Raw genomic sequence first — 13,516 nt, 5'->3', positions numbered from 1 at the left:
GTATCCATGCTGGAAAAAATTGTCATTGCTAACCGTGGGGAAATTGCACTGCGTATTCTTCGTGCCTGTAAAGAACTAGGCATCAAGACCGTAGCTGTGCACTCTGCGGCAGATAGCGATCTAAAACATGTCCTGTTGGCTGACGAGACAATTTGTATCGGGCCAGCAGCATCCGCAAAAAGCTACTTGAACATCCCTGCCATCATTTCAGCGGCAGAAATTTCAGGTGCTCAAGCCATTCACCCAGGATATGGTTTTCTGTCTGAAAATGCGGATTTTGCAGAACAAGTTGAACGCTCAGGTTTTATTTTTATCGGACCAAAAGCTGAAACCATCCGCCTAATGGGTGACAAAGTTTCAGCGATTGAAGCGATGAAATTAGCTGGCGTACCCTGCGTACCAGGTTCCGATGGCCCATTGGGCAGCGATGCTGACAAAAACAAAGCTATCGCCAAACGTATTGGTTTTCCTGTGATCATCAAAGCCTCTGGCGGCGGCGGTGGTCGTGGTATGCGTGTCGTTCGTAACGAAAAAGATTTAGAGTCGTCGATCAGCCTGACGCGTGCGGAAGCAAAAGCGGCATTCAACAATGACATGGTTTACATGGAGAAATACCTTGAAAACCCACGTCATATTGAAATCCAGGTGATGGCTGATGGCCAAGGCAATGCTATTTATTTAGCAGAGCGTGATTGCTCAATGCAACGCCGCCACCAAAAAGTGGTTGAAGAAGCACCAGCTCCGGGGATCACCCCTGAAGTTCGCCGTAGCATCGGTGAGCGCTGTGCCAACGCTTGTATCGAAATCGGCTACCGCGGTGCGGGTACGTTCGAGTTCCTATATGAAAATGGTGAGTTCTACTTCATTGAAATGAACACCCGTATTCAAGTTGAGCACCCTGTCACTGAAATGATCACTGGTGTTGACCTGATTAAAGAACAACTGCGTATCGCTTCAGGCATGCCATTGTCTGTTAAGCAAGAAGATGTGGTAGTTCACGGTCATGCTATTGAGTGTCGCATCAATGCTGAAGACCCAAATACCTTTATGCCTAGCCCAGGTAAAATCACCCGTTTCCATTCTCCGGGCGGTTTTGGTGTTCGTTGGGAATCACATATTTATGCAGGCTACACCGTACCTCCATACTATGACTCAATGATTGGTAAATTGATCACTTATGGTGAAACTCGTGAAATCGCCATTGTTCGTATGAAAAATGCGCTCAATGAGCTGATCATCGATGGCATTAAAACCAACATTGAATTGCACCAAATGATCATGAACGATGAAAACTTCCAAAAAGGTGGCACCAATATCCACTATTTGGAGAAAAAACTCGGTATTCAAGATTAATTAACCGCGTTACTGAAGTACAATAAAAATACCGAGAACGCATACTTCTCGGTATTTTTTTATATTTTTAATTACCCTGCAAATCAGGAAGTAATATGTCATTGAAGCGTAACGAATGGAAAAATATTGGAAAAACGCCTGATTATCGGTTTTCATTAGCGAATGAAAGAACCTTTCTGGCGTGGATCAGAACAGCTTTAGCACTATTAGCAGGAGCAATCGCCGTTGAGCAACTACTTCATGACACTGCCACACCATGGCTAAGAACGGTATTATCGCTATTTCTGGCTTGTGCGGGCGGTATTACCGCAATTATGGCACTCTACCGTTGGAAACAAAATGAAATTGCCATGCGTAAAGACGAGCCATTGCAATATACCTCTTTCCTCACCATGATGACGTTGTTCATTGTCACTATCGCTATAATCTCTCTACTGTACATATTAATTTAGGCTGATGATGCGAGATCCTGGTTTACAACCCGAACGAACCCAGCAAGCATGGAGCCGTACTTTATTGTTATTATTCGTTAATAGCTTATTGTTCCTACGACTTGGTTTATTAGATTCGTCATGGCTCCCCTTTACGGGTGCTGTTATTGCCTTGTTACTGCTATGCATGATTGGTTTTAAAAGACATATCTCGTCCGCTTATCACAATAATGGCTTAAAAATTGATAATGCGTTTTTTCTTTATATCACCGCTTTTGCTATTTTAGCGATGTCAGTCTTGTTGATCATCCACCTCCTTATCGTAGCATAAGCCAAATTACCCACCAGATATATGCATAGAAATGCAGCACCCTATCCTGACTTGAACTGTTTTTTTACACACCTCCCGAGGTTTATCGTACAATCCCTGATTATTTTTATTTCTATGAGGGGGAAATACGTATGGATAAACGTTTTCTTCAATCAAACAAGGAAGCTCGCTGGTCACTCTATCTCACTCTTGCCTATCTTATTGGCTGGGTGATCTGTGCCTATCTTCCGAGTAATGCTATCGGTGTAACGGGTCTACCGTTGTGGTTTGAGTGGTCGTGCCTGATCTTACCAATCATCTTTATTCTGTTGTGCATCATGATGGTTAAAATCATTTTCAAAGATATTCCATTGGAGGGTAAAGATGCAGACTGAAGTTTTACTACCTCTAATTGGATACTTGGCACTGGTTTTTTTGCTATCCGTATACGCTTACCGTAAACGAACCAAAGGCGAGTTCCTCAACGAATATTTCTTAGGTAATCGCTCCATGGGAGGCTTTGTCCTTGCCATGACCATCACCGCAACCTATGTCAGCGCTAGCTCATTTATTGGTGGGCCCGGTGCTGCATATAAATATGGTTTAGGTTGGGTGCTACTGGCCATGATCCAGCTACCTGCCATTTGGTTATCACTCGGTGTACTCGGTAAAAAGTTTGCAATTTTAGCGAGACGTTATAATGCAGTTACCCTCAATGATATGCTTTATGCACGTTATCAAAGCCGTTTTCTAGTTTGGTTTGCCAGTATCAGCTTACTAGTCGCGTTCTTTGGCGCCATGACTGTACAATTTATTGGTGGAGCGCGGTTGCTGGAGACCGCCGCAGGTATCCCTTATACCTATGGCCTGCTGATTTTTGGTATCTCAATTGCGCTATATACCGCTATCGGTGGATTCAGAGCGAGTGTACTCAACGATGCTCTGCAAGGGCTCGTGATGCTACTAGGTACTGTCATTTTACTGGTGGCAATTATCTATCATGCAGGCGGTCTTGGTGCCGCAGTGGAAAAAATTCATACCATCGATCCTAAATTAGTTTCTGTCGAAGGCGCTGACGATATTCTAAGTGGCCCTTTCCTTGCATCATTTTGGATTTTAGTTTGCTTTGGGGTGATAGGCTTACCACACACTGCTGTCCGTTGTATTTCCTATAAAGACAGCAAAGCCGTTCATCGTGGAATTATTCTAGGTACAATTGTGATGGCCATACTCATGTTTGGTATGCACTTTGCCGGAGCTCTAGGCCGCGCAATTTTACCTGACCTCACCATTCCTGACCAAGTGATCCCAACCCTAATGGTGCAGGTGTTACCGCCATTTGCAGCGGGTATTTTCTTAGCGGCTCCTATGGCTGCGATTATGTCGACGATTAACGCGCAGTTATTGCAATCATCAGCCACCATCGTAAAAGATATTTACCTCAGTAGTGCACCAAAGCAAATTCATAATGAAAAAAGGCTGTCACGTATTTCCAGCTTTTCAACATTAATATTGGGCGCATTACTGCTAGTTGCTGCATGGAACCCACCACAAATGATTATATGGCTAAACTTATTAGCATTTGGTGGTCTCGAAGCGGTGTTCCTTTGGCCACTCGTTTTAGGTCTATACTGGGAGAAAGCCAATAGTAAAGGTGCTATCAGTGGCATGGTTATCGGTGGCGTAAGCTATGCATTATTAGCTTCATTTAAAATTGAATTAATGGGCTTCCATGCAATCGTTCCTTCACTACTATTTAGCTTGATTGCCTTTATAATTGGTAATCTTTTCGGTAAAAATCCAGTACAATCAGCAGCCAATGAGCAGGCTACGCCCGCAAGCAATTAAGTAAAAGAGATTAACTATGCCTTGGATACAACTACGACTTAACTCAACTGGCCAACAGGCTGAAGCACTTGGTGACGAACTGATTGAAAGTGGTGCAGTTTCAGTCACTTTTCAAGACAGCCATGATACCCCTGTATTCGAACCCTTACCGGGTGAGACTCGTTTATGGGGTGATACTGATGTGATTGGCCTCTATGACGCTGAAACAGATATGGCGATAGTCGTAGCGCAATTAGAAAATAGCCCCTTACTCGAAAAAGGATTTATTCACAAGGTCGAACAACTTGAAGATAAAGACTGGGAAAGAGAGTGGATGGATAATTTTCACCCAATGCGTTTTGGACAACGTTTATGGATTTGCCCAAGCTGGCGCGATGTTCCAGATCCTAACGCGGTCAATGTTATGTTAGATCCTGGTTTAGCATTTGGTACAGGCACTCACCCTACCACCTCATTGTGCTTAGAATGGTTAGACGGGTTAGATCTTCAAGGCAAAACGGTTATCGATTTCGGCTGTGGATCAGGGATCCTTGCGATCGCTGCACTGAAATTAGGTGCAGCCCAAGCAATTGGGATAGATATTGATCCGCAAGCGATCCTTGCTAGCCGTGATAATGCTGAACGCAACGGTGTTTCCGATCGTTTATCACTCTATCTGCCAAAAGACCAGCCAAAAGAGCTACAAGCAGACGTGGTGGTCGCTAATATCTTAGCAGGCCCACTACGCGAGTTAGCCCCCATGATCAGCGTACTGCCTCACTCAGGTGGCTTGCTGGGACTTTCTGGTGTGCTAGCAACCCAAGCGGAAGGAGTGGCAGATGCATACCGTGAGCAGTTTGAAATTGACCCAATCGCAGAGAAAGAAGAATGGTGTCGCATCACTGGTGTCAAGCATTTTTAATAAATTTATAATAAAAATCAGTGAATAATTTCTTTGAAATTAAAGCAGGAATAGATTATCTTATAGCTCAAATATTGTTCAACTGCTGGTGATATTCTATCCTGCTTGAGATTTGAACAGGCTAATGGCGAATTTAGTGATTTCTTTAGAAAATCACTTAACCAATTGTTATTAAACACTAATAATTGAATTTTGAAAAAATCAAGATAAAAAAGTTAGTGATAAATAACGGTTTGCTCAAAGTTTGTCCTTTCATATCTTGAAAAAAATGCGTAATATACGCGCCCTTGCAGTCACAGTATGGCCCCCTTTAGTTATGCGAATCGGACAATATCAGTTGCGAAACTGTCTTATTGCTGCCCCCATGGCAGGCATTACAGATCGACCATTTAGGTCACTCTGTTATGACATGGGTGCAGGTATGGCGGTCTCAGAAATGCTTTCTTCCAACCCACAAGTTTGGAAGACCGACAAATCGAGGCTGAGAATGATCCATCGCGATGAACCGGGGGTGCGTTCCGTTCAAATAGCTGGCAATGATCCCGATGAAATGGCTGCCGCTGCTCAGATTAATGTTGAGAGTGGTGCACAAATTATCGATATCAACATGGGCTGTCCAGCTAAGAAAGTGAATCGTAAACTTGCGGGCTCAGCGCTGCTACGTTACCCCGACTTGGTGAAATCCATCTTGTCTACGGTTGTCAAAGCAGTTGATGTACCTGTCACGTTGAAAATTCGCACAGGCTGGTCACCTGAAGAACGAAACTGCATAGATATTGCCAAATTGGCCGAAGATTGTGGTATTCAAGCGCTGACCATTCACGGTAGGACTCGAGCCTGTTTGTTTAATGGCGAAGCTGAGTACGACAATATACGGGCAGTTAAGCAGACTGTTGCCATACCGGTTATTGCCAATGGCGACATTACTGACCCGCTAAAAGCCAGAGCTGTATTGGATTACACAGGGGCGGATGCCCTGATGGTAGGACGAGCAGCTCAGGGAAGACCCTGGATCTTTCGGGAAATCCAGCATTATCTGGACACAGGTGAAATGTTACCACCGATGCCAATGGCAGAAGTGAAACGCATTATAATAGCGCATGTACAGGAGTTGCACGACTTTTACGGTCAAGGCAAAGGAGCCCGTATAGCGCGTAAACATGTTTCTTGGTATTTGCAAGAACATGCACCTGATGGCCAGTTCCGGCGCTCATTCAACGCCATTGAGGACGCCAGCGAACAGCTGGAGGTGTTGGAAGCATTTTTTGAATATTTTGCGTAAATAAAGATAAGAGCTGACAGAACTATGTTCGAACAACGCGTAAATTCTGACGTACTAACCGTTGCTACTGTAAATTCACAAGATCAAGTAACTCAAAAACCGTTGCGTGATTCAGTTAAGCAAGCACTGAAGAACTATTTTGCTCAATTAAACAATCAAGATGTTAATGATTTATATGAGCTGGTACTGGCTGAGGTAGAGCAGCCTTTGTTGGACATGGTTATGCAATATACCCGTGGAAACCAGACCCGTGCAGCCCTGATGATGGGTATCAACCGCGGTACTCTGCGTAAGAAACTGAAAAAATACGGCATGAACTAATCCTAGTCGGTTAATGCAGTGTTTTTAGAAGCACTTTCTGGTTCTCGGGAAGTGCTTTTTTGTTATCCTACAGTTAGATACTTCCCCGCTTATCACTTATCACCAACCTCTATCAACATCAATTAATTGATGATATTTCATAAAACTAATAACGTAAAAATAACCATACGAATTGCAGTTAAACGACAAAGGAACACAGATAAACACTGTGACTCGGCGAGCGTAGCGTAGTCACTTATGCCACAACGAAATGCCCTGCAACTTGAAGTATTTAGAGTATATATACATCTCTGAGCTTTGTCATTCATCATAATTAAGATAATCCAGAAAGAATTATAATATCAATAGCTAAAATAAAAATAACCTTCGCATTATTTCAATGAAAATAAAATAATTAATAAATAATTTATTTATAAACTATAAAAATACACCATAAATCATGATACTGCTCACAATTACATTATTATAAAAAATAAAAACTTGTTTTGTAAAAATAATATTTATAAATTCATAAAAATAGCCTATTCCTATTATAGATAAAAATATCCTTATGATAATTAAATTTAAAATAATTAGGAATGAAACTACCTATGGAATTAATCGATCTCAGAAGCGATACATTAACAAAATTACAACCTGAAGACCTATCAAATATTAATTATGATTACATCGGTGATGATTGTTATAACGAAGATCGCTATGTCAAAATGCTTGAATTTAAGATCGCAGATCTTTTTGGTAAAGAGAGTGCACTATTTATGCCATCAGGAACGATGAGTAATCAGGTTGGCTTGAAGGTGCTTGCAAATCCAGGTGAAGAACTCATTACGGAGGTTGGTTATCATGTTTGTTTTTTCGAATCATCACAAACATCGGCATTAAGTGGATTAGTAATCAATAATGTGCGTTCTAAGTGCGGGATATTAACGGCATCAGACGTATTAAATGCCATTAATCATAAAGCTCGCTGGTCACATTTATATGCCAGCCCAAAAATTATATCAATTGAAAGCAGTATTAGTACTTATGGGGGCATAGTATTCCCACTTGATGAAATATATCAGTTAAAAATGTTATGTAATAAAAAAAATATGCATCTATTTTTAGACGGTGCCCGTGTTTTAAATGCCTGTATTTCCACTGGTATTTCACCTGAAAAATATACTGAACATATTGATATGTTAAACATTTGCCTATCTAAAGGTATCGGTGCCCCCTTTGGTTCAGTCCTAATAGGCAGAAAACACGATATTGATAAAGCAAAAAAAATAAGAAAATGGTATGGGGGTGTATTACATCAATCAGGGCTAATGGCAGCAATTGCATTAAATAAGTTAAAAAATTACTCGGATAGGCTCGAGTGCGATCATCTCAATGCTAAAAATCTAGGATTAATATGCACTCAATACACCCAACTAGCGTATCCAGTTGAAACCAATATTGTAATGATCAAAAGTCACAATGCCGATAACCTTGTTAATAAGTTAAAAAAATACGGTGTATTGGCTACAGCATGGACATCCAATACAGTTCGTTTTGTTACTAGTTCTAATATTACTAAGGAAATGATTACTCAGTTGAAACCCATTTTTGATAAAATCCATAAGCAAAAAGAGTTTATATGATAAATAAAATAGTCACATCCCGTTTTCTTTCTGGAGTATCATTTTATAGTTTCCTGCCGTTTTACTCCATATACCTAATTAACTACAAGGATATTGGTGAACATGACGTGGCTATTATTCTATTTATTTTCTTGTTTGTTAGTCGAGCATGTTCATTATTTACACATTATATTATCGACTTAGTCGGTTATAAACTTACTTTAATATTAAGCTATTTAATGGCCTCAGTAGCCATATTATCTATTTATTCCATTAATAATTTTTCATTTTTGCTACTGATATCAGCAATCATTGGTGCAGGTTTTTCTATCGCCAATGTGTGTACCAGCCTTTTTGTTGCAGAAAATAATGATCATTCCGAAAGAGTAAAGAATTTTTCTCTACTAAATGTTGCAGTCAATATTTCATCTGCTATCGGTGGTGTGATAGGTGAGTGGTTTTATCATGGCTTCTATTCAGGAATTATCATCCTTCCCGCTATGGTCATGCTAGCATCATCACTTTATTGCTGCACTTTTAAAGATATAAAACATAACAAGGCAAACCAGAAAAATAGAGAAAAAGTTATGTCAACTTTTCTTGAATGGGTTGTATTTGTTTGTTACAGCTCAATCTCTTTTTTTATGATTGGCTTAATTCTGAGAAATCTTGCGTTCCACTTTGAAGCTAATAATAACGATACCCTACGTTACGTCTCCGTTTCAGCCTTATTTGCATTAAATGCCTCTATCATCATATTTTTACAAGTTAAGTCAACTTCTTTGCTGTCAGCTCAAAGTACGAAAAAGCAAATTTTCATTTATAAATTGAGCCTAGTGTTAGTCTCTATTCTATTATTAATATTTAATTTTCAATCGGCGTTAAGTATGTACTTTCTGGTGGTACTTTTTACACTGAGTGAGCTGGTTTGGAGCCCTTACAATAATAGCTTATCCATCGAAAAATGCCCTTTTAAAAATAAAAAATTATCGCTATCGATCTGCATCTTTTTTTGGGGTTTAGCGGAATCTCTTGGGGCTTATATGGGGATTATTGCTGATACCTACCATTTACACTTCCTCATTCCATTTTTCTCATTCTTAATTCTTATTTCTTTATTCTGTATTGAAGGTTTACTGGCTAAAAGGAAAAGTCATGAAAACGATTATATTTCTGGAGTGTAATCTATCCGGAACTGGCGTAAAGGCAATTAAGATAGCCAAAAAGGCTGGTTATCGAACCATTTTATTCACTAAAGAACGCTCTTTTTATGAACATATTGCAGATAACCCATTGTGCTTTGTTGACGATATTGTTGAGTTTAATACCGATAATCTTGCGTCAGTGATTTATCATGCTATGAATTATACAACTTATGGCATCGTTGCATTTGATGACTATCGGTTAATTACCGCAGCAGCGGCTTCTCATGCGCTGGCGCTTCCTTCACCAGAGATTAAGTCTTTAATTTCATGTCGCTACAAGCAAAAAACGCGTAAGATTTTGAGCGAATACCACCAAGGCTTTAACTATAATGTTGTTAATATTAAAAGTGACATAGATATTTCAAATCTCTCATTTCCATTGGTGGTAAAGCCCTGTGATGACAGTGGTAGCAATAAAGTCACTATTTGTCATACACCTATAGAGCTAGCCTATGCAGTCCAAGACATAAGCAAATTTAGGGTTAACCAACGAGGCTATGAACTGTCCTCAGACTATCTTATCGAGGAATTTATTCAAGGTGATGAATATAGCGCTGAAGCGTATTGGGATACCGATACAAATCAATGGGAAATACTTGGTATTACTAAAAAACAGACCACAAAGGGGCAATATTCTGTTGAAATAGGTCATGATTTTCCTTATGAGTTAGATTCACTCCCTGAAATTAAAGCGACACTGATCTGTTGGCTTAATCATATTGGGTTAACTCATACTGTCGTACACATTGAATTTAAATTACAGAATGGCGCCGTTAAGCTAATTGAAATTAACCCACGAGTTGCAGGAGGAATGATTGATAAATTATGTGAGATAGCAACAGGGTTCGATCTTGTGCACTGCTATTTAGCTCAGTTTGTAAAAGATATGGAATACGTTCCCCAGTTAAAAAATAAAAAATGTTATGCATCAATTCGTTTTTTAACCTCAGATAAGGTTGGAGTTATTAACAGCATTACGCCTAACTTCTTATCCAACCAACCTTTGTTGTTTAATTTTGTGCCCACACCAATCAAAGTTGAGCCACTGACAGATAGTTATGGCCGCTTGGGATATGTCATTACACAAGCAGCCACTCAAAAACAAGCTATTACTGATGCTGAAAACTATATCAAGCAGGTGAAAATAGCTTACCAATAAATTGCCAATAAAAAGCTGAAGCGACGATAATTCCTTAGCTCTGTTTTAGGCAACAATATCGACGATGTTCTGTCAAGAATGTGCCGCTAGATGAAATTTTTGCACTGATAGTTGCAACTCTTCAGTTTGCTGTTCAAGCGACCCTGCGGCTGTTGCAACTTGTTCCACTAATGATGCATTTTGCTGAGTCACACTATCCATTTGGTTGATAGCCATACTGACTTGCGAAATGCCTTTACTCTGTTCTTCAGAAGCTACGGCAATCTCCTTCATAATCACTGTCACTTCATTAATACTCTGTAGAACATTTTCCATCGTGCTACCCATTTCATTCACCAACTGAGTTCCTTTTTCAACACGAGAAGACGAGTCCGCAATCAAACGTTCTATTTCTTTGGCAGCATCTGCACTATGACTCGCTAGCGTGCGAACCTCCCCTGCGACCACCATAAAACCACGACCATGAGCACCAGCTCGAGCGGCTTCAATAGAAGCATTCAACGCCAATATGTTCGTTTGGAAACTAATATTATTGATAATACTGATAATATCAGCAATTTTCTTTGAGCTATTGGTGATCTCCCCCATTGTCATAACCACAGACTCAACCATCGAGTCACCTTGTTCCGCAGTTGATGATGCGACATCAGCTAACTGACTTGCTTGGTGCGCATTTTCCATATTTAATTTTACCGCTGCGGTTATCTGCTCCATGCTTGCAGCCGTCTCTTCCAATGCAGCGGCCTGCTCTTCTGTACGGGAAGAAAGATCATTATTACCATTAGATATTTCAACGGCACCACGATAAATATTTTCACTACCAGTACGTATTATTGTCACCGCTTCCCGCAAACTGTTTTGCATCTCATCGAGTAATGGAAATAACTTACCAACACAATTACGGCCAAAAGGGGTGATCTCTTGGCTTAGATCCCCTTTTGCAATTTGCACAAAATATTGTCTGATGCGATCTAATGGTTTTTGTAACATGTTAGCGAGATAACGATCAGTAAAAATTAAAATAAATAAACCTAATAGCGCTGCTGCAATAACAACGAATTGCGTTACCTTCATTAAACCATCAACAACGCTCCTTGTATGGTCAATCATTTGCTCTGCTGTTTGGTTAAACTGCGTTATTGCAGCCCCAAAAGAGCGACTTAAAGCTGGTGTTACGTTATGAGAATGTTGATTATATGCAGAGATATCCTTCTCTACAGAGAGCGTCAATTGAGGCGCAACACCTTGATCTAATAACGCCTGCCAGCTGTTAATCACTTGTTCAGATATCTGTTTATCCATTGGACCCGGAGAAATGGATTTCATTTCATCTAAATAATGTCCCATATTCACCATCGCTTCTTTTACTAAAGCGTAATCGGGCTCTTCTCCCGAGTTTTTTGTCTCCATCACCCGAGTCAAACGCGTTACAAAACGAAAATACTGATCATTGCCCTGACTTAATATTGTCATTTGTTTCACGAGTTGCCGATCAACTTCATTTCCATCAGATATTCGTGATAACGACCAAACGCTGTACGCACTCATCCCACTAAGTATCAGACATAAAAAACCTAATAAAACGAGCATTACAGTGCGAATGGAATAATTTCGAAGTTTCTGCATATAATTTCTCTTTTGATAAAATTAAATGATCATGTTTAACTTTATCGGCACAAAAAAAGAAAATTTTAATTTTTTACATAAACTTCTTAGCATATTTAAAAATATCAAAATTTATAAAATATATTAATAATCAAACAATTAAATCATAAAAAGGCACAGCAAACATTACTGTACCTTGGACAGTTAGTCATATAATATTGAAAAATTAACGGTAAATCGGTAATAAATTAAATTGAGCAAGTAATTGGCAAATAATACCCACAACACCAAAAGCAATTACAGCATATATTAACCCTTTCCCGCCCCAAACTTTGAACCTAGAGTCAGGAAAGCGCCCTCTTACTTTAAGAGCCATAACCGCAGGGCAGATAATAGCCCAAATACATGCCGCCATCCCTGCATAAGCAATAGCAATTAAGAATCCGTTAGGAAATAACATACAGAGTATCAATGGTGGCAAAAAGCATAGCAATGCCGATTTCATTCTCCCTGAGCTATTATCTTGAAAATTTAAAGATGCCAGAATGTAGTCAAATAAGCCAATAGCCACACCTAAGAATGAACAAAATACTGCGCTAATCGAAAACCACAATAAGAAAGTCGCAATATGTGGGCTACTTAGTACAGAATATAACGATTCAATGAAGGCATCGAGATTTCCCCCTTTATTGATAATAGTTAGGAACTCTGTTCTAGGTAGATTGCCCATCGTACCCAATATCCATAAAAAATACAGAACTAACGCCAATAAACATCCAATAACACAGCTTTTTACCACTTTGCGTTCATTTTCATGATATAGCTTATAAAGGCTACATACATTACCATGATAGCCAAACGATGTGATGGCATAAGGGATAATAATAAAGACAAAAGGAAGCAGTGATGTTTGTCCTCCCTCAATAGGAGCATTTAATAATAGCTCAGTTTTAACAATTAAAAATAAACCTGAAAATGCTAAGATGAACAATACTATTTTGATTAATAGAAATATTGATGTTAAACGACTAGCACCAATACCGCTCCACCAAATACTTGCACCTAATATTAAAGTGAAAACAATAAATATCAGCCTTAAATTAATATCAAAGCCATATATAGAAGCAGCCTCTTTAATCACTGAGCCTGCTGCTGATATGTAGGCATATATCAATATATATAATACAAATATTAATGCTGCATTGGCGATATAACAGGCCCATTTAGGTAATAGCTCTTTAGAGATAAAAAAGTAATTTGTACCCGAACCATATTTTGATATACATTCAAGAATATATATCCCTGAGTGAAACATAAAAAAACAAACAATCAATAGAATAAAAACTGAATTAATAAACCATACCCCTGCCATAATTGTTGGCAAGCTAAACATGCCAGCCCCTATCATAGCGCCACCGAGCACAAAGCCCCCTACCAATATGGAGGGTTCTTTCTTCGCTGCTGAATTATTCATGGTATTTACCTTAGAAATAAGGA

13 protein-coding genes are annotated in these 13,516 nt (G+C 39.4%); 11 read left to right on the top strand and 2 right to left on the bottom strand.

Features of this window, described 5'->3' with window-relative positions; translation table 11 throughout:
• Positions 1-6 precede the first annotated feature (6 nt).
• From accC to AC3Z9T_RS14795, 11 genes are all read left to right on the top strand, one after another.
• The gene (gene accC, locus AC3Z9T_RS14845; protein ID WP_490126885.1) at positions 7-1,353 is read left to right on the top strand and encodes an acetyl-CoA carboxylase biotin carboxylase subunit; all 1,347 of its coding nucleotides are present in this window, start codon (positions 7-9) and stop codon (positions 1,351-1,353) included.
• 95 nt (positions 1,354-1,448) lie between these two features.
• Positions 1,449-1,805, top strand: a complete 357-nt coding sequence (locus AC3Z9T_RS14840) for a YidH family protein (RefSeq protein WP_490126884.1) — start codon at positions 1,449-1,451, stop codon at positions 1,803-1,805.
• 4 nt (positions 1,806-1,809) lie between these two features.
• A complete protein-coding gene (locus AC3Z9T_RS14835; protein WP_490126883.1) occupies positions 1,810-2,115 on the top strand; it encodes a DUF202 domain-containing protein in 306 nt (101 codons plus the stop codon).
• A gap of 131 nt (positions 2,116-2,246) precedes the next feature.
• Positions 2,247-2,489, top strand: a complete 243-nt coding sequence (locus tag AC3Z9T_RS14830) for a DUF997 family protein (RefSeq protein WP_490126882.1) — start codon at positions 2,247-2,249, stop codon at positions 2,487-2,489.
• The gene (panF, locus tag AC3Z9T_RS14825; protein WP_490126881.1) at positions 2,479-3,942 is read left to right on the top strand and encodes a sodium/pantothenate symporter; all 1,464 of its coding nucleotides are present in this window, start codon (positions 2,479-2,481) and stop codon (positions 3,940-3,942) included. Before AC3Z9T_RS14830 ends, panF begins: the two co-directional genes overlap by 11 nt.
• Positions 3,943-3,958: 16 nt before the next feature.
• Positions 3,959-4,843 carry a 50S ribosomal protein L11 methyltransferase gene (prmA, locus tag AC3Z9T_RS14820; protein ID WP_490126880.1) on the top strand — a complete coding sequence of 295 codons (885 nt, stop codon included), beginning with the start codon at positions 3,959-3,961 and terminating at the stop codon, positions 4,841-4,843.
• Positions 4,844-5,159: 316 nt separating this feature from the next.
• On the top strand, positions 5,160-6,125 hold the full coding sequence (gene dusB, locus AC3Z9T_RS14815) for a tRNA dihydrouridine synthase DusB (protein ID WP_490126879.1): 966 nt from the start codon (positions 5,160-5,162) through the stop codon (positions 6,123-6,125).
• Positions 6,126-6,149: 24 nt separating this feature from the next.
• Positions 6,150-6,446 carry a DNA-binding transcriptional regulator Fis gene (fis, locus tag AC3Z9T_RS14810; protein ID WP_004258438.1) on the top strand — a complete coding sequence of 99 codons (297 nt, stop codon included), beginning with the start codon at positions 6,150-6,152 and terminating at the stop codon, positions 6,444-6,446.
• Positions 6,447-7,036: 590 nt separating this feature from the next.
• Positions 7,037-8,071 carry a threonine aldolase family protein gene (locus AC3Z9T_RS14805; RefSeq protein WP_490126878.1) on the top strand — a complete coding sequence of 345 codons (1,035 nt, stop codon included), beginning with the start codon at positions 7,037-7,039 and terminating at the stop codon, positions 8,069-8,071.
• Positions 8,068-9,234 (top strand): MFS transporter, encoded by a 1,167-nt coding sequence (locus AC3Z9T_RS14800; RefSeq protein ID WP_490126877.1) that lies wholly within the window; start codon positions 8,068-8,070, stop codon positions 9,232-9,234. Before AC3Z9T_RS14805 ends, AC3Z9T_RS14800 begins: the two co-directional genes overlap by 4 nt.
• Positions 9,206-10,414, top strand: coding sequence for an ATP-grasp domain-containing protein (locus tag AC3Z9T_RS14795; RefSeq protein WP_490126876.1), 1,209 nt, complete (start codon positions 9,206-9,208; stop codon positions 10,412-10,414). Before AC3Z9T_RS14800 ends, AC3Z9T_RS14795 begins: the two co-directional genes overlap by 29 nt.
• A gap of 72 nt (positions 10,415-10,486) precedes the next feature.
• Here AC3Z9T_RS14795 and AC3Z9T_RS14790 read toward each other — a convergent pair whose 3' ends face one another.
• Together AC3Z9T_RS14790 and AC3Z9T_RS14785 are read right to left on the bottom strand one after the other, a co-directional pair.
• Entirely contained in the window at positions 10,487-12,040 is a 1,554-nt protein-coding gene (locus AC3Z9T_RS14790; RefSeq protein ID WP_490126875.1) for a methyl-accepting chemotaxis protein, read from the bottom strand.
• A 205-nt stretch (positions 12,041-12,245) separates the two neighbouring features.
• A complete protein-coding gene (locus AC3Z9T_RS14785; protein WP_490126874.1) occupies positions 12,246-13,493 on the bottom strand; it encodes an aromatic amino acid transporter in 1,248 nt (415 codons plus the stop codon).
• Between the last annotated feature and the right edge of the window lie 23 nt (positions 13,494-13,516).

The sequence above is a fragment of the Providencia sp. 6390 genome, from assembly GCF_058148425.1.
Note: the sequence above shows the minus strand (reverse complement) of the source record. Positions and strands in the feature narration are given on the sequence as shown.